Genomic DNA, 16920 nt, shown 5'->3' with positions numbered 1-16920 from the left:
TAGAATGCGTCGAGTCGTAAGTCTGCCCTATTTCAGCAATCAGCCACAAGCTGGTTCACAATCAGATCCACAAGAGCCATCAGAGCCACAACATTCAAAGCCAGAAGTATAGAGCCAGAAGTATAGTATCGTAGCAAATTCTAATTTTTTCACGAGGAGGGGCGTTCCAATGCAGCCGTCGATCTGGATCACGGGCCCGTCTCGCAGTGGCAAAACAGAGCGATTGGTGCAGCATTTTGGCGAATGGGTGAGTTCGCTGGAAAACGCTTCGGCAAAGGCCCCGGCGATCGCCTTTGCCGCCATCGGCGACAATCGTCTCAACCTCTCCGATCGGCTGGCGGCGCAGCAGGCGCAATATCCCGTGGAAACCGCCACGCCGGCCGGATTTTTCCTCAGCGAGGTGGTGCTGTTTTATCCGCTGCTGGTAGAACGGGGCATAGTGGGCACTCAGTTTCCGCTGCGACTGCGCCCCGAAACCGAGCAAGCCCTGGCCACGCGCCTCTGGCAGCCTGGGCTAGACGAAGGCACACTGACGCTGCCGGGTGTGGCGGATTATTTTTTGGTGCGGCGGATGCTGGATCTGCTGCAACTGGCGGCGCTGGCAGAGGTTCCCCCAGAAGACATTGCGCCGCTGCTCCAGCAAGGGCTGGCCCCGCCGGAAACACAGCCCGATTTGTGGCTGCACATCGGTGGGGCGATCGCCCAGTGGCGGGACTGGTGCCTGGAGCGGGGGCTGCTGACCTACGGCGTTGCCACGGATCTATACGCCCGCTATCTGCTGCCCGATGCCACCTACCAGGCTCGACTGGGCGATCGCTTCAGTGCGCTGCTGGCGGATGACGTGGACGAATATCCGGCGATCGCCTACACGCTGTTTTCCCATCTCCTGGACATGGGGCTGCCCGGATTTTTCACCTACAACCCCCAGGGATCCGTGCGCTGGGGGTTGGGAGCCGACCCGGCGCGGCTGGCAACCCTGGCAGAACGTTGCAGCATAGACCCCCTCGACCCGCCTGCCGGAACCCTGGGCACCGACTGGGCCGATGCGCTGGCGGGCTGGGTGCGGGAACCCGTGCTGCTGCCAGACCTGCCAGACACGATGCAATCCATCCAAACCATCTCGCGGGCACAACTGCTGCGAGAAACGGCAGAGCAGGTGGCCCAGGCAATCCACAGCGGGCGGGTGCGTCCTGATGAGGTGGCGATTATCGGGCCGGGGCTGGATGCGATCGCCCGCTACACCCTGCGCGAAATCCTCAACCGCCGGGGCATTGCCGTAGAAGCGCTGAACGATCAGCAGCCCCTCGCCGCCTCGCCCATGATTCGCGCCCTGCTGACCCTGTTGGCGCTGGTCTATCCGGGGCTGGGGCGACTGATCAACCGAGAGGCGATCGCCGAACTCCTGATTGTCCTCAGCCAGTCCCCAATTCAATCTCCAGCCTCCAACCTCCAACCTCCTGCCACTCCCGAACCCGCGCCCGCAATCGATCCGGTTCGCGCTGGGCTGATTGTCGATCACTGCTTTGTGCCCGACCCCGATCGCCCGCATCTGTTGCCTGCGACGGCTTTCCCTCGGTGGGATCGGCTGGGCTATCGGGCCACCCAGGCCTATGAATCGATTCGCCTGTGGATTGAGACGCAGCAAGCGCAGCAGCAGCAGCGGTTGATTCCCAGCCCTGCCACGCTGCTCGACCGCGCCATTCAGCAGTTTCTCTATGGCGGCAGCACCTTGCCCTACGATCGGCTGGCGGCGCTGCGTGAACTCATGGAAACGGCACAGCACTTTTGGGAGGTGGAGTCTCGCCTGCGACAAATGGATGCGCTACGAAACGCCGCACCGCTATCGGAAAGCGTGCAGGACTTTATCGAGCTATTGCGCGGCGGCACGATTACTGCCGATCCCTATCCCGTGCGTCCGCTGATCACCCGTCCGGCGGTGATGCTGGCCACCATCTTCCAGTACCGGGCCAATCGCTCTGCCCACCGCTGGCAGTTTTGGCTGGATGCGGGTTCTCCGCTCTGGCTGACGGGGGGCGGCGGGCTGTTCGCAGCGCCGCTGTTTCTCAGCGATTGGTCGGGGCAGCGGTGGACGGCGGCCGATGCGCTAACGGCAGACCAGAACCGGCTGGAGCGCCAAATTCGGGATTTGCTCTATCGCGCCGACGAGCGCGTATTCCTCTGCCACAGCGACCTGTCTACGAGCGGGCAAGAGCAAAGCGGGCCGCTGCTGACGCTGGTGAATGCGGCACGGGCGATCGCCCCTCCAGTTGCGCCCCCAGCTCCCCCCCTAGAAGAGGCGATCGCCGCTGATCTGTAAGGCAAACCGCCAAGGCGAACCGCGCTAAAAGACAAATCCAGCCAACTGATCTAGATCTACGCCTTCAGCCGCAAAATGCTGGTCGTCATCGCCAGACTTTCTTCGTACAGCACGTCGCGTCCCCAGCGCTGAAGCTGCTGGCTCACCAGAAACTCCGCCTTCTGATCGTTTATCGCCGTCACCTGCTCCGTCCGGCAGTTCTGAGCGCTGCCGCCAGCCTCCATCCGCATACAGCCCGTCGTTTCCGAGCAGAGAATCGTACAGCAGTTGGCGTTGGCGTTGCTCGAACTCAGGCGCAGTCCAATCAGGTCGCCGATAATCTCGCCCGCATCAGCAATCGGCACACCCGCTAGCTCGGCATGAATATCCTGCCCATTCGGCCCTTTGAACATCACCGTTGTAATGTCATAGTCGCCAGGTGTTTCGGTAATAGACACCGGCTTCCAGCCTAGACGGCTCGCAAACCAGCCCAGATACATATAAGCCTGCGCCGGATTGCCTTTTTCGTAGTCGATGGTGATTTTGTCTACCTCTGCCAAGGCAACGCGCCGCTCTGGGGGGTCAAACGCAGCCGCAGCCAACTCTTGCCACACCGACAGCCGATGCCAGTTGAGGTCAGCAATATACGTATCTGACTCGATCAGTTCCTGCATCTTCAGGAATTCCATGGCCGGGTCGGTGAAATAGGACGAATCGAGAATCAAGCAGTTGCAAGCCGCCGCCAGCTTGCGAAATAGCTCATGCTCTGGGTTTGGCGTTGCCTTCCACCAGACAAACTTCGGCAGGCTGGGGATCATCAGCGTTGCCACCAAGTCACCCACCCGGTTCAGCGCCTCTTTGGTGCCCTTCATCGTGATATATTCGCCGCAAATCGACGCTGCGTTGCCGCCCTTTTGAATCGGGCAATAGGCCGACACCTGCGCCGTCACGCCCGTATCTTCGCCCAGCGTAGGAGCCAGGGTGACCACGCGGCAGGGATTTTGAACGGCGATCGCATCGCTGATCGTTGAACCACGATCGTCTCGATTTTGAAACACGCGCTTTTCCGGTGGCAGCTTAGCCACCTCTTCCCGCAGCCGCGCCAGCGTTTCTGGGTCAAAGCGCCCCGTCATCCGCAGCCCCAGCGCTTTTTGGGCTGCCAGCACTGCCTTTTTGGTACTTGGGCCAAAATAGCTGTCAATCTCCTCAGTGTAGAACCCCAGAATCGCCAGCAGTTGTTGAAATTCCTCTGGCGCGTATACCACGATGCTAAAGGTCGCCGCACGAGTCGGTGCTGGCATTCCCTTTGCGCCACTCTGCATCCGCCAAATCTGACTCAACTCCGCCTCAATCTCGCTGAGGGAAATATCCTTCGGTTGCTGTAAGGTAACGAGCGGTGTAGTAGTCATGGGTAATGTCGTGGAGAAAGGTTGAGAAAACTAGGATTCAAGTAAGATTCAAGCCAGTTCGAGTCTCAATGCTGTTCTTCGAGCTTGTATTCTTCGAGCTTGTATTCGACCCAAGCTCTTTCTACAGCCTCCGCCAGCGTCGTCCATCCCGATTGAGCAGCAGTTCCGCTTCGATCGGCCCCCAGGTGCCTGCCTCATACAGCGGAATCGCATCGGGATCAGCAGGGGCATCCCAGACTCGCAGCAGCGGCGTGAGAATGCGCCAGGAGGCTTCTACCTCATCACCCCGCGTAAACAGGGTTTGGTCACCCAACATACAGTCAACCAAAAGTCGGCTGTAAGCGTCGGTATTGGCGCTACCAAAGGCCGTGTCGTAACGAAAATCCATGTCTACCGAGCGGGTTCGCAGAGAGGTTCCAGGCGTTTTCACTTCAAATCGGAGTGAAATTCCCTCGTCTGGCTGAATCCGCATTGCCAGCACGTTGGGGTTGGCTTGGCGCGATGCCGACTGGAACATCAGGTATGGCACTTCCTTAAACTGGATGGCGATTTCCGACACCTTTTTGGGCATCCGCTTGCCGGTTCGGAGAAAGAAGGGAACACCCTTCCAGCGCCAGTTATCGATGTTGAGCTTGATGGCGGCGTAGGTCGGGGTTGTCGAAGTCGGGCTGGCCCCTTCTTCTTCACGATAGCCAGGAATTGCCTTTCCGTCTTGCCAGCCCGCGGAGTATTGTCCCCGAATCGCACCCTTGCCGATTTCAATCTCTTCAGCCAGGTGAGTCGCTTGTAGCACTTTTACTTTTTCGTTGCGGATGCTGTCAGCATCGAGCGAGTTGGGCGGCTCCATCGCCGTCAGACAAAAGAGCTGCATGAGATGGTTCTGCACCATATCCCGCAAAGCTCCAGCCGTTTCGTAGTAGCCAGCTCGTCCCTCTAGTCCAACGCGCTCGGCCACCGTGATTTGCACATGGTCTACGTATTGACGGTTCCACAGCGGCTCAAAGATGGCATTGGCAAAGCGAAACACCATCAGGTTTTGGACTGTTTCTTTGCCGAGGTAGTGGTCGATGCGGTAGACCTGGTTTTCGTTGCACACATGCTGCACGACCTGGTTGAGCGCCTGAGCAGAAATCAGGTCTTTGCCAAAGGGTTTTTCAATCACTAGGCGATGCTTTTCGGGATCTTGCAACATTCCGGCTGCGCCCAGTTGCTCGATCGCCCCAGAGAAGAAGCGGGGGGCCACCGCCAAGTAGAACACTCGGTTGCCACGGGTGCCACGGGTGTCATCCAGGTTTGCCAGGAAGTTCTTCAAACTCTGATAGCTAACCGGATCGTCCATGTCGGCGGGAAAATAGTACAGCCCGCGAGCAAAGTCGTCCCAGACTTCTTGTTTGCCTAGCCCACCGCCAAACTCTTCGACCCCAATCCGCATCTGCTCTCGGAAATAGTCGTTGCTCCAATCCCGTCGGGCTACGCCGACGATGGTGAGCTCGGGCGGCAGACGACGCTCCAGTTTCATTTGGTAGATCGCAGGGATCAGCTTGCGCTGGGTGAGGTCGCCGCTGGCACCAAAGATGACTAGGATTTGGGGTTCGGGAATGCGGTCTTGCTGAAGACCAACGCGGAGGGGGTTTTCTAGAAGCGTGACCATAGACAAGGTTAGGAGTGCGTAGAGTGTGCGTAGATTTGGGTGGATGAGAGGTTGAGGAGGAGTGGAAGCAGCTTTGAGGGGCGATCGCCCAGATGTTATTTCCAGATGTTGTTTCCAGATATTGTTTCTAGATGCCAGCCCGCAGGACGCGCTCACCCTTGACCTTCGATCCTGACGGGCGTTTCTGAATCTGCCCTGCGCTCCAGATGAGATTTCGCAGATTCCATCAGCAGGCTCTAGACCGCAAACCTCGTGAAACAACGAAAGCCATTCCTTATCACACCACCTTCTTCCAGTTCAACTTGGTTTTCTGTTTGACAACCCAGCAAACCTTAATGTGGGCTTTAGGAATGGCCGGTTGCCGCCCACTAAGACCGCACGGAGATCACAGGATTTTGCTGTTCACGCTGCCGCTCACGGATGAAGGATTCCACCAGCGCCACGTCCTCGGTGCTGCCGATAATCAGCGGCGTGCGGGCGTGAACCTGATCGGGCACTACGTCCAGAATGTCCTGAGTGCCGTTGCTGGCGCGACCACCGGCCTGTTCGATGAGGAATGCTAGCGGCGCAGATTCGTAGAGCAATCGCAGCTTGCCTTCGGGCTTTTTCACCGTGCCGGGATAGAGGAACACGCCGCCCTGAAACAGAATGCGGTGAAAGTCGCCCACCAGCGCCCCACCGTAGCGGGCGGTGTAGCCCTCATGGCGATGCACATAGCGGATGTAGTCTCGAATCGACTCGTCCCACTGCCAGAAGTTGCCCTCGTTGACGCTGTAGATGGGGCCATGCTCCGGCACACGGATGTTTTCGTTCGACAGGACAAATTCGCCCAGGGTCGGGTCGAGCGTAAAGGCGTGAACCCCTGTGCCAATGGAGTAAATCAGCATGGTGCTGGGGCCATAGAGGACATAGCCTGCGGCAATTTGCCCGCGCCCGCTTTGCAGCAAGTCTTGCCCGGTTTCGTCTATATCTGGGTCGCTCTGTCGTCGAATCGCAAAGATTGACCCGACGTTAATATTCACGTCTAGATTCGAGGAGCCGTCGATCGGGTCATAGAGCAGGGTGTAGCGACCGATGGGGCAGTTTTCGGGAATGTGGTAGGGCTTCTCCATTTCTTCGGACGCAAGGCGGCAGACCAGTCCGCTTTGTTCAAATACGGAGATAAACACCTGGTTGGCGTATACATCCATTTTTTTGACGGCTTCGCCCTGGACGTTGGTTTGCCCAGTGAAGCCGAGGGCATCGTCCATCAGTCCAGCCCGAGTGAGGCGACGGGCAATCAACTTGGCGGCCAGGGCAATGCGGCTCATCAGGGCGCTGAGGTCTTGCGCTTCGGGCGAAAAGTCTTGAAACTGCTTGAGGACGTGCCGCGATAGGGTCATGCAGTCGCGGTCGAGGGCCAGCTTGTGGCTTAAATCCAGCATGGGATCGCCTTCAGACATGAGATTCTCCTGCAAAACGCTCCCGGAGGTGTGGCGATCGCCCTGCTGCGTTGGCGAGGGAAGCGGGCGATCGCCCCCGGATTTCACCCTCTATCTTAGGGAGGCATTTTCGGAACTGACCCGAACTTTAGACGAACTATAGAAATAGCACTTAAGAAATAGCACTTAAGAAATAGGACTTACGCACTTGCGACAGGTTTTCTGGATTTTGGATGATTTCTCGTGGGCTGCGCCCGCAAGAAATCGTCCAACTGCGTAAGTCCTAAGAAAGCCGCAACAAAAAGGACAGATACGCCGTACCTGCCTTTTTCTATCAAGCTTTGACAACCTCACACAGCGCCTACTTGTTGGGCTGGGGGGTCATCCGCAGATAGGGGCGAATTTCGTTTACGCCTTTGGGGAACTTCTGCTTTGCCTCTTCGGTAGGGATCGAGGGCACAACCACTACGTCATCGCCGTCCTTCCAGTCGGCGGGCGTAGCCACACCATAGTTGTCGGTCAGTTGCAGCGAGTCGATCACGCGCAGAATTTCGTCAAAGTTGCGGCCCGTGCTGGGGGGATAGGTCAAAGACAGCCGCAATTTCTTGGCAGGGTCGATCACAAACACAGTGCGAACCGTCAGCATGGCGTTGGCGTTGGGGTGGATCATGTCGTACAGGTCAGATACGACATGATCGGGATCAGCCAGGATGGGATAGTTCAGCTTCGTGTTTTGGGTTTCTTCGATGTCGCCCACCCAGCCTGCATGAGAATCCACATCATCGACGCTGAGGGCGATGACTTTCACGTTGCGCTTGTCAAATTCGGGCTTGAGGTTTGCCACGCGGCCTAGTTCAGTCGTGCAAACGGGGGTAAAGTCCTTGGGGTGGGAAAAGAGAACCACCCAGCTATCGCCAGCCCACTCGTAGAAATTGATATCGCCTTCGGTGGACTTTTGGGTGAAGTTGGGAACGGTATCACCAAGTCGGAGTGCCATAGAAAGAATTCCTGTAGTAAGAGTAACAATTTGAGGGTATCTACATCATCCCACAAAGTACAGTATTCCGAGCGGGATTAGCCACTTTCATCATTCTATCTCGGCAGTTGCGGCAGGAATCTTAAGAAGGAATTAGGAATCTAAGAGGGGACTGAAAAGGGCGATCGCCCGATTTGCGAATAGATGCATCTGATGCATCTGTTGTGTAAAAACCGTAGATACCGACCCATTTCTCCCTACAGATAAAGCTTTGCCTCTTGGGACACAGCACTGTTGTCATCGCTCACCATAGTCTCCAACACAGTACGCGCCTCTGGGGTTTGGAAATGTCCCAATGCCTGCACCACGCGATGGCGAATTTGCCAGTCGGGGTGCGTGGCGTAGGCCGTCAACAGGGGAATGGCGCGGGGGTCGCCCAGTTCGCCTAGGGAGCCGATCGCCGCCGTCCGCACCAGTTCATTGGTGGAGCCGAGGGCCTCTTGCAGCAGGTCAAAGCTCGACGGATCGCCCAGTTCGCCCAACGCTGCGATAATGCTGAACTGCACCAGCCATTCTGTGCTGCGGTGATAGAGCGCCTTTAGGTCTTCGTAGGCCGCCGTCAGCTTCAGCGCCCCAATCGAGTCGGCTGCGACCGCCTGCACGTCGGGTTCGGCATCTCGCAGGCTGGCTTGCAGCAGATCCAGCGCCATGTCGGGATTCTGGCTGCCCAGGCTGGCAAGCTGGCTGACGGCGGCGTAGCGCACCCGAACGCTGGAATCCGTGGCGGCAATTTGGATGAGATCGAAGGCGATCGCCGGATCAAGCTGCCGCATTTGGTTCACCGCACGGAGGCGATCGCCAAAATCCCCAGACTCCAGCAGGGCTTTCACAGATTCAGGAGTAATCGTCATCTTCTTAAACTTGGGATTCCTAAAAGACTGGAATTGATTCAGCCGAACACTATTCCACTGCCAAATGCCGCACGATATCGCCGCGTGTCAAAATGCCAATCACCTTGCCGCTGTCGTCGAGGACGGGCAGGCGCGTCGTGTCTCGGTCGTGCATCAGCTTGGCGGCGCTTTGCAGCGTTTGGCTCGGTTTTGTGGTGACGATTTCCTTTTTGCCCGTCATGACTTCGCCAACGGTCTGCCCTAGAGCCTTGTGCAGCTCTCGCTCATGCTTGCCGGGGTTTTCCAGATAAATTACGCTGTCCAAAATCATGATGTAGGGCGGCGGCGTAGGTCCTGTTTCGCGCCACATCAGGTCGGCTTCTGAGAGAACCCCCACCAGCTTGCCATCGGCATCGACCACAGGCAGCCCGCTAATCCGCCGCTCGGCAATCAGCTTGATGGCCTCATTCAGGGGCGTTTCGGGATGCACCACGATCGGGTCGGGAGTCATCACATCAGCAACGGTTACAGTCATATCGGCAAATTAAAAGAACATAGGACTTACGAAGTTGGAGGATTTCTCGCGGGCTGCGCCCGCGAGAAATCCTCCAAAATCCAGAAAACTTATCGCAAGTGCGTAAGTCCTGGAACAGTTTGAGGAACGGCTAAAAGCAGGCTATAGGCTCATTGTAGGGAATGGCGTGATCCAACCCAGAGGCGATTTACAGGTTGTTACATCGGTTGGACTAATACCCAGGATTGATGCGCCTCTACCCGCAGCCGGAGGTCGTGGGACTTCCGGCTGCGGGTAGAGGCGATCTTGTAGAAACCATCAAATAGAAACCATCAAAGCAGGCCGTTAGATACCTGCGCCGTTCAGAAATTCTTCAATCACGCGATCGCTCAAGCGACACTTGGATTTGACCTCAACGGCTGGCGCTTGTTGCGGTTCGGCTTCTGCATCAGACGGCACGACGAAGGCAGCAACCAGCGGGCGATGCTCCACTGCGGGAACGGACAGATGCGGCGTTTGCGCCCGTTCCCGTTTCAGGCTTTCCATCTGCTGTTCCAACCCTTCGATGCGATCCAGCAGGGCACGAATCACCTCAGCTTCCGAGTCAGGCAGGCGGTTGTGTTCCAGCGGATCGACCCGTTCACCACCGCGATACACCACCCGTCCAGGCACACCAACCACCGTGCAATCGGCGGGCACGTCGCGCAGCACCACAGACCCCGCACCAATTCGCACGTTATCGCCAATGTTCAGGTTGCCCAACACCTTTGCGCCCGCGCCGACGACCACGTTTTCGCCCAGCGTCGGGTGGCGCTTGCCGCTTTCTTTGCCCGTGCCGCCCAGGGTCACGCCCTGGTAAATTAGCGCGTAGTTACCCACGATCGCCGTTTCGCCAATGACCACCCCCATGCCGTGGTCGATAAACACGCCGCTGCCAATCTGTGCGCCTGGGTGAATCTCGATGCCCGTCAAAAAGCGGGCCAGATGGGAAATCAAACGCGGCAAGAAGGGCAGCCGCATCTGATACAAACGATGGGCAAAACGGTGCATCAACAGGGCTTGTAGACCGGGATAGCAAAAGAGAACTTCTAACCAGTTTCGAGCGGCAGGATCTCGCTCAAAGATGACGCGAAAGTCGGCGATGAGTGTCTCTAGCACTAGAAATTAACTCCGATCCTTTTCGGAATGTTCATCCCTTATCTTAACGTTCTGGGGTAAAGCTTTGATAAGCCCCAGACGGGGGATTCTTGGGAAGGATTTTGAGCCGATAAAAGGGGGGCGATCGCCCGTCCAGGGTCTTGCTTAGCTGCTTCGCAATGCCTGCTGCTGAAGCTTGAGCAACTCGCCAATGCCCGTTTCGGCAATATCCAAAAGCTGGTTAAGCTGAGTCCGACTAAAGCTGCCTTCTTCGGCCGTGCCTTGTAGCTCGATCAGGGCCAATTCTTCCGTCATCACAACATTGAAATCAATCTCCGCCGCCACATCTTCGGGATAGTCCAAATCCAGAAAGGCTTCGCCGTGCAAAAGCCCCACAGACACCGCCGCGATCTGATGCCGCAGGGGTGAAGCCTCCAGTTCACCCGTGGACAGGAGATAGGCGATCGCATCACACAGGGCCACATATCCTCCGGTAATTGCCGTGGTGCGGGTTCCCGCATCCGCTTGCAGCACGTCCGCATCCACCGTCAGCGTCCGTTCCCCCAGCGCCTTCATATCCAGCGCCGCCCGCAAACTGCGCCCAATCAGCCGCTGAATCTCCTGCGTCCGCCCCGACAGTTTCATAAATTCCCGTGCCTGTCGCTGGGGTGTGGCGCTGGGCAGCATTCGATATTCCGCCGTCAGCCAGCCCTGGCCGCTGCCTTCCAAAAACTTCGGCACACCGGGCTGCACCGTCACCGTACACAACACCTGGGTTTCGCCGCAGTGCGCCAGCACCGACCCCGCCGCAAATCGGGTGAATCGCCGCTCAAATCGAACCGGACGCAGCTCATCTGCCTGCCGCCCGCTGGGCCGTGTCCACGCCATAAAACCATTCGCCTCTAAGAACCTTCATCAGAATATCAGCCTGGTGTGTCTGGGTCAGGTTATGCAGGGTCAGCGGTTTGAGAAGCCCAGCGGGTGAGACGGGAAGCCACACCGCTGAGTCGAGCGATCGCCTCACAACCTAGCGCATGATGGAAAGGCTTGAATTTCGGGCAATCTAACGATGGTTTGCCAATTTCAGTTTTAGGATTGCTTAATGATTGGTAGACTACTGCTGAAAGAGTCCTGTACCAAAAGTGTCCTGAAGGATTTTCAAATCGTCCATTCGTCCTGGTTAGGATGGAGATTGGCGGCGCAATGTCCGCTCGACAGGTTTCCCAAACCGCGACTTTAGACCGAGACATCTTAGACAAATTCATATCTACAGTCCATATTTTTACGAGATGTGCAACTTTGCCGATTCCTCTCACCCTTTTCTGGTATGCCGAAGGCTTTAATCCCTCTCCCAGAGCGGGAGAGGGATTTCGAGCCTCTCTTTCTCTCATTCTCCCGACTTGGGAGAATGGGGTTGGGGGATGAGGGCAGCGTGAACGTTGCACATCGCGCTATTTTTCATTCGATTCCTTTTGGTTTGACGGATCTAAATTCTTCTCAGATTCTTCTCAAATCTAGAACTTCCCAGATTTAGATTTGACCGATTTAGACCTCTGCATCATGACGGAAGCCGTCAAAGGGTGAACCTATGCCGCAGCAGTCCTGGTATGACGACGAATACGATGAGCTAGAGCCGGTTCATGCCATCGTGTCTGATTTGTCCGATGCAGACGATCCGCAGTCGCAGTTTTATCGCGGGCTAGCGGGACGCAGGGGCAAGGCAGCCCTAGCAATGACGATTGTGTGGAGCAGCACGATCGCCCTCCATCTCGTTTCCTGGGGGGCGTGGGTGGTGTATGGTCTAACGGCATTGATGGGGGTTCACATCTTGCGGCTGATGGCGGCCCGTCCCCGCCCTCTGCCCCACCCGCTGACCAGCGACAACTCGGCGGATCTGCCCTTCGTATCGCTGATGGTGGCAGCCAAGAACGAGGAGGGCGTGATTGGTCCCTTGGTGCGGGCGCTGTGTGAAATCGACTATCCAGTCAGTCGCTATGAACTCTGGGTGGTGGATGACCACAGCACCGATCGCACGCCCCAAGTGCTGGACAAATTGAAAAGTGAGTATCCCCAACTGAAAGTGCTGCGGCGCGGAGCCGAGGCCAGTGGTGGCAAGTCGGGCGCATTAAACCAAGTCTGTGCGCTGGCAAAGGGCGAAATCTTTGGCGTGTTTGATGCTGATGCGGACGTGCCTGCGGATCTGCTGCGGCGGGTGCTGCCCTTGTTCCAATCGGCGCGGGTAGGCGCAGTGCAGGTGCGAAAGGCGATCGCCCAGGCCACCAACCATCCCGATTCGGGGAATTTCTGGATTCAGGGCCAGGTTGCTGAAATGGCGCTAGATGCGTATTACCAGCAGCAGCGAATTGCGGTAGGCGGCATTGGCGAACTGCGCGGCAACGGTCAGTTTGTGCGGCGGGCGGCGCTAGAACGCTGCGGCGCGTGGAACGAAGAAACCATTACCGATGACCTGGATCTGACCATTCGCCTACACCTAGACGGATGGGACATCGACTTTTTGCCAATGCCTGCGGTGCAAGAGCAAGGCGTAACGCGCTTGGGCGGGCTGTGGCATCAGCGCAACCGCTGGGCAGAGGGCGGCTATCAGCGCTACCTCGACTACTGGCGCTGGATCGTTCGCAACCGCATGGGCACTCGCAAGACGATGGATCTGCTGACGTTCTTCATGTTTCAGTACATCATGCCAACGGCAGCGCTGCCGGATCTGCTGATGGCGATCGCCCGCAGTCGTCTTCCCATCTTTGGCCCGCTTACCGGGTTCACGCTGATCATGTCGATGGTGGGCATGATGATCGGCCTGCGTCGCTTCCAGACCCGCACCGAAGCCAAGGCAGAACTGGAAGACGTGCGCCGCGGCCGCACCTACCCCGGTTTTTCACTCCTGCTGCAAACCCTGCGCGGCGCGATTTACATGCTCCACTGGCTGGCGATCGTGGCCAGCACCACCCTCCGCATGTCCATTCGTCCCAAGCGCCTGAAGTGGGTAAAAACGGTGCATCATGCCAGCGACGAGCTTTGGCTGGAAGAAGGGTAGCGGAACGCTCCAGACACAGGGTTCAGCGTTTTAACGCCGCTCCCCTGCCCCCATCCGCCCAGGCGAAACGCTAGTATCTTTACAGAACGTTACAACTGTCCAGCGGCTTTTCTACCAGCAGCTTTTCTATGAAATGCATCATCAATCGTCGGGCTGAGTTTTCGGCTAGCCATCGCTATTGGCTACCAGAGCTAAGCGAAGACGAGAATCGACAACAGTTTGGGCTATGCGCCCAGGCCCCAGGACACGGGCACAACTACGTGCTCTACGTAGCAATGGAGGGCGAGCTAGATGACTATGGCATGGTACTAAACCTGTCGGACGTGAAGCAGGTGATTAAGCGAGAAGTGACGAGCCAGCTTAACTTTGCCTATCTCAACGACGTGTGGGACGAGTTTCAGCAGACCTTGCCCACGACGGAACATATTGCACGGGTCATCTGGCATCGCCTCGCGCCCCACTTGCCCATCATCAACATTCAGCTTTTTGAACATCCTGAACTCTGGGCCGATTACACAGGAAACGACATGGAAGCCTACCTCACGATTAGCACCCACTTCAGCGCGGCACACCGTCTGGCGCTGCCGCACCTTACCCTAGAGCAGAACTCAGAAATCTACGGCAAGTGCGCCCGAATTCACGGCCACGGCCACAACTATCACCTAGAAGTGACGATTAAGGGCGAGATTGATCCGCGCACGGGCATGATCGCTGATCTGGTTGCCTTTCAGAAGGCGGTCGATGAACATGTTGTGGAACCGTTTGATCACACGTTTTTGAACCACGACATTCCCTATTTTGCAAAGGTCGTGCCTACAGCGGAGAACATCGCTGTCCACATCCGCGACCTGCTGGAAGACCCGATTCGGGCAATCGGCGCAAAGCTGCACAAAGTCAAGCTAATCGAAAGCCCGAACAACTCCGCCGAGGTCTACGGGCTGCCTGTGCAGCAGAGCGGGTTATCGCAGGTAGAGGAGCCAGCGCTGGCGAAGGTGTAGCTCTCCTTGACTCTTATTTCCTACTCTGCTGCGCCGCTGCTAATGGCGGGCTGGGTCAGCACAGGCTGCGGGCGGGTTTCCGCTTCGACCGTATTGCCAGGGGGATTTGTGGCAACCCACAGGAGGGCACTCGTGAGGATGCCGCTGACGCTGATCAGGGCGATCGCCAAATAATTCACGCGCGATCGCAGTCGGGCAATCTCCTGACGATAGTCCTCCATCACCGCCAGTGCCGCCGTGCGGGGCATCATTTCGGACTCCTGGAGCGAGATCGAGGAAGCCGCTACAACAGGCGCTACAGGCGCAACGGAAGCAACAACGGTGGAATGCTCAACCGGGCGGGTGATAGGGGACGCATCGGCTACCAGGTGCAGCGTGCCGTTCTGAGTCATCGGCGTAATTGGCTGGGCAGATTGGGCGATCGCCGCTTTACCGTTCGTCTGGTTCGTTTTGTTCGTCTGCAACTCCCTAGGCTGTAACTCCAGCGCCACGGAGCTGTAGGTTGGCTCACTAGGCGAGATGGGCTGGAGCAGCGGCGCAGAGCCTTCGGACAGCAGGGCCGTTTGATCCGGAGCCACCGCAGCAGGCTGCACCAACTCAGCGTTTGCCGCCGTTACAGTCTCTTGCATCTCTGCCTTGGCCGCTTCGGCTACGGGTTTCGCCGGCTCCTCTGGCTCAAATTGAACCTTTCTGTGCAGCCATTTCGTCAAAAGCTGGGGGACATTTTTGTGAAACCAGCGGATGGCGATCGCCGTAAAGAGCGGTTTCGACAATCGCGCCGTGCCCTTGCCCAAACGGTTCAGCGGGCGAAAGGTCAGCTTCTGATTGATCAGGTTCACTGCGCCCACGTCATACAGACAGCCCAGAACCAGCTTGACGGTCGCCTCTTCCCGATGAAACAACTGCTCCAGAAGGAACAGCACGTCGTACATCCGCTGTTTTTCGCGCTGAATTTCTTCGGGCGATTTGGGCACCTCAGCCAATTTTGCAGAAGCGTTAGGTTTTGTCATCAGAAGCCCCCATTGGGCGATCGCTCATGGTTCCAAAATTTTGGGCAGACTCGCGAACCGCTAATCCAGCGCAACCAGCCTATGGCTTGCCTGATGCACCAGCGCTACTCACCAGTATGCCCAATTTCAGTATGCTTGGGCGATTCTGATTTTTCCTCGACCCGACGATACATCAAGGGCTGACCGCGCTCTCACAAAAGGCAGAAATTCAGCCAATTCACCTCGACGATCCTAAACCTGAGGCTGAAGACCTAGCGGGCGCGGGCGATCACCGTGCGGTGGCGCGGCGTGTTGCAGGTGATGGTGGGCGGCTCGAAGCCTGCTTCGACTAGGGCTTGCTCCAGATCAAGCGAAAAGTATTGATCCAGGTATGGCTCGGTGCTTTTCAGCAAGGTCAAAATGTAGGGCGGCATCTTGGCGTAGATTTCCGAGCGGGGGTTCATGTCCATCAGGGCAAACGTGCCGCCGGGCCGCAGCACGCGCCGCGCCTCCTGCAAAATCTGCACTGCCGCAGACTGGGGCAGTTCGTGGAAAATCAAAAACGCGGACACCAGATCAAAGGAGGCATCCGGCAAGCCCGTCTCTTCTGCGGCGGCGTGCAGCCAGCGGGGCGCAGGCGCGTCGGGTTTTGGCCCCATGACTTGCAGCGTGTGCAGACTGTTGGGCTGGCGACCCGTGCGGGCCCGGTGGCGGGCGATCGCCAAAAAGTAGGGCGACAGATCCACCCCCGTCAACGCCGCCTGCGGATAGAGCGATTGCAGCGCAAAGGTGCTCATGCCCACGCTGCATCCCAGATCCAGAATGGCTTGGGGATCTTCCGGGCCTTGCTCTTTCAAAATGTCCAAAAAGCTCTGGCGGAGCCGCGTATCGCCCTCTGCGCCGCCATCGGGCCAGATGCGGGCATGAACCGCGTGGGCTGCTACTTCCACCTCCATCGCAGGCTCCCAGCCCAAGTTGCCCTCTTCGTAGGCATGGAAAGAACAGCAGTAGTAGTCGGGATACACCAAGTCGGGATTTTGCACCGCCGCTAGGTCTTCTTCCCAGGCTGGCGAAAAGGTCGTGCCCTCCCCCCGCGCCCGCAGCGCCTGCACCTCCTGCCGCCAGTACACGCCGATTGCCTCTGCCCGCTTAATCATCATGTTGCGGGCGTTGTGCTTGGCCAACAGCGCCAGGGGCTTGATTGACAAAATCACATTGACCAACCGTGAAGTCAGCGGCAGCGGGGCAGATTGTGAAGGAAGAGCAGCAGTCATGGACTAAACCTGTGATATTCCCAATGAGATGACTAAGAGGGTGTTTGAAAAGGTATCGCCTGTAAGGTTAAGCACTCAGAGATCACCCCTTAGCCCCCCTTAAAAAGGGGGAAAACCGCCTTAAAGTCCCCCTTTTTAAGGGGGATTTAGGGGGATCTTGCACGCTTTGCTACAAACAGTAGGACTTTTCAAACATCCTCTAAGAGTTCAATTACTAAGCTGGATCGCGCTGGATCGCTAAATCCTGGATACTAAGCCCCAGATAAACACGGGCTAACGTTACCCCAGGTAAAATTCTAGTCCCAAACGCCCT

General features: G+C 57.3%; 14 protein-coding genes. 3 read left to right on the top strand and 11 right to left on the bottom strand.

All coding sequences use genetic code 11. From position 1 onward, the window contains the following. Positions 1-169: 169 nt before the first annotated feature. On the top strand, positions 170-2317 hold the full coding sequence (locus tag HPC62_RS02855) for a recombinase family protein (protein WP_172353663.1): 2148 nt from the start codon (positions 170-172) through the stop codon (positions 2315-2317). Between the two features lie 56 nt (positions 2318-2373). On the opposite strand, the gene opcA is transcribed toward HPC62_RS02855, so the two are convergent. The 9 genes from opcA to HPC62_RS02810 form a co-directional block, all read right to left on the bottom strand. Then, positions 2374-3705, bottom strand: a complete 1332-nt coding sequence (gene opcA, locus HPC62_RS02850) for a glucose-6-phosphate dehydrogenase assembly protein OpcA (RefSeq protein ID WP_172353662.1) — start codon at positions 3703-3705, stop codon at positions 2374-2376. 121 nt (positions 3706-3826) lie between these two features. Beyond that, positions 3827-5356 (bottom strand): glucose-6-phosphate dehydrogenase, encoded by a 1530-nt coding sequence (gene zwf, locus HPC62_RS02845; protein ID WP_172353661.1) that lies wholly within the window; start codon positions 5354-5356, stop codon positions 3827-3829. Between the two features lie 368 nt (positions 5357-5724). After that, positions 5725-6780 carry a class 1 fructose-bisphosphatase gene (gene fbp, locus HPC62_RS02840; protein ID WP_172358752.1) on the bottom strand — a complete coding sequence of 352 codons (1056 nt, stop codon included), beginning with the start codon at positions 6778-6780 and terminating at the stop codon, positions 5725-5727. Between the two features lie 358 nt (positions 6781-7138). Next, a complete protein-coding gene (locus HPC62_RS02835) occupies positions 7139-7774 on the bottom strand; it encodes a peroxiredoxin (RefSeq protein ID WP_172353660.1) in 636 nt (211 codons plus the stop codon). 236 nt (positions 7775-8010) lie between these two features. Beyond that, positions 8011-8664 (bottom strand): phycobilisome degradation protein NblB, encoded by a 654-nt coding sequence (gene nblB, locus HPC62_RS02830; RefSeq protein ID WP_172353659.1) that lies wholly within the window; start codon positions 8662-8664, stop codon positions 8011-8013. A 49-nt stretch (positions 8665-8713) separates the two neighbouring features. Next, a complete protein-coding gene (locus HPC62_RS02825; RefSeq protein WP_068510933.1) occupies positions 8714-9178 on the bottom strand; it encodes a CBS domain-containing protein in 465 nt (154 codons plus the stop codon). Between the two features lie 324 nt (positions 9179-9502). Beyond that, positions 9503-10315: a serine O-acetyltransferase gene (cysE, locus tag HPC62_RS02820; protein ID WP_172353658.1), complete on the bottom strand. Its 813-nt coding sequence runs from the start codon at positions 10313-10315 to the stop codon at positions 9503-9505. Between the two features lie 144 nt (positions 10316-10459). Further along, positions 10460-11182: a ribonuclease PH gene (gene rph, locus HPC62_RS02815; RefSeq protein ID WP_172353657.1), complete on the bottom strand. Its 723-nt coding sequence runs from the start codon at positions 11180-11182 to the stop codon at positions 10460-10462. After that, entirely contained in the window at positions 11145-11318 is a 174-nt protein-coding gene (locus HPC62_RS02810) for a hypothetical protein (protein WP_172353656.1), read from the bottom strand. The genes rph and HPC62_RS02810 overlap by 38 nt, the downstream gene beginning before the upstream one ends. A gap of 564 nt (positions 11319-11882) precedes the next feature. Between HPC62_RS02810 and HPC62_RS02805 the strand changes: the two genes are divergently transcribed. Further along, positions 11883-13346 carry a glycosyltransferase gene (locus HPC62_RS02805; RefSeq protein WP_172353655.1) on the top strand — a complete coding sequence of 488 codons (1464 nt, stop codon included), beginning with the start codon at positions 11883-11885 and terminating at the stop codon, positions 13344-13346. Positions 13347-13474: 128 nt separating this feature from the next. Beyond that, the gene (locus HPC62_RS02800) at positions 13475-14344 is read left to right on the top strand and encodes a 6-pyruvoyl trahydropterin synthase family protein (protein ID WP_172353654.1); all 870 of its coding nucleotides are present in this window, start codon (positions 13475-13477) and stop codon (positions 14342-14344) included. 20 nt (positions 14345-14364) lie between these two features. On the opposite strand, the gene HPC62_RS23640 is transcribed toward HPC62_RS02800, so the two are convergent. Then, entirely contained in the window at positions 14365-15354 is a 990-nt protein-coding gene (locus tag HPC62_RS23640; protein ID WP_205370359.1) for a hypothetical protein, read from the bottom strand. Between the two features lie 251 nt (positions 15355-15605). After that, positions 15606-16607 (bottom strand): class I SAM-dependent methyltransferase, encoded by a 1002-nt coding sequence (locus tag HPC62_RS02790; protein WP_172353653.1) that lies wholly within the window; start codon positions 16605-16607, stop codon positions 15606-15608. Positions 16608-16920: the final 313 nt, after the last annotated feature.

The sequence above is a fragment of the Thermoleptolyngbya sichuanensis A183 genome (assembly GCF_013177315.1).
GTDB classification, from domain to species: domain Bacteria; phylum Cyanobacteriota; class Cyanobacteriia; order Elainellales; family Elainellaceae; genus Thermoleptolyngbya; species Thermoleptolyngbya sichuanensis.
The sequence above is the reverse complement of the archived record's forward strand: the minus strand, read 5'-3'. Positions and strand labels throughout refer to the sequence as shown.

Coding starts and splice junctions, on each gene's coding strand:
- HPC62_RS02855 (WP_172353663.1), top strand. CDS start 170: ATGCAGCCGTCGATCTGGATCACGGGCCCGTCTCGCAGTGGCAAAACA.
- opcA (WP_172353662.1), bottom strand. CDS start 3,705: ATGACTACTACACCGCTCGTTACCTTACAGCAACCGAAGGATATTTCC.
- zwf (WP_172353661.1), bottom strand. CDS start 5,356: ATGGTCACGCTTCTAGAAAACCCCCTCCGCGTTGGTCTTCAGCAAGAC.
- fbp (WP_172358752.1), bottom strand. CDS start 6,780: ATGCTGGATTTAAGCCACAAGCTGGCCCTCGACCGCGACTGCATGACC.
- HPC62_RS02835 (WP_172353660.1), bottom strand. CDS start 7,774: ATGGCACTCCGACTTGGTGATACCGTTCCCAACTTCACCCAAAAGTCC.
- nblB (WP_172353659.1), bottom strand. CDS start 8,664: ATGACGATTACTCCTGAATCTGTGAAAGCCCTGCTGGAGTCTGGGGAT.
- HPC62_RS02825 (WP_068510933.1), bottom strand. CDS start 9,178: ATGACTGTAACCGTTGCTGATGTGATGACTCCCGACCCGATCGTGGTG.
- rph (WP_172353657.1), bottom strand. CDS start 11,182: ATGGCGTGGACACGGCCCAGCGGGCGGCAGGCAGATGAGCTGCGTCCG.
- HPC62_RS02805 (WP_172353655.1), top strand. CDS start 11,883: ATGCCGCAGCAGTCCTGGTATGACGACGAATACGATGAGCTAGAGCCG.
- HPC62_RS02800 (WP_172353654.1), top strand. CDS start 13,475: ATGAAATGCATCATCAATCGTCGGGCTGAGTTTTCGGCTAGCCATCGC.
- HPC62_RS23640 (WP_205370359.1), bottom strand. CDS start 15,354: ATGACAAAACCTAACGCTTCTGCAAAATTGGCTGAGGTGCCCAAATCG.
- HPC62_RS02790 (WP_172353653.1), bottom strand. CDS start 16,607: ATGACTGCTGCTCTTCCTTCACAATCTGCCCCGCTGCCGCTGACTTCA.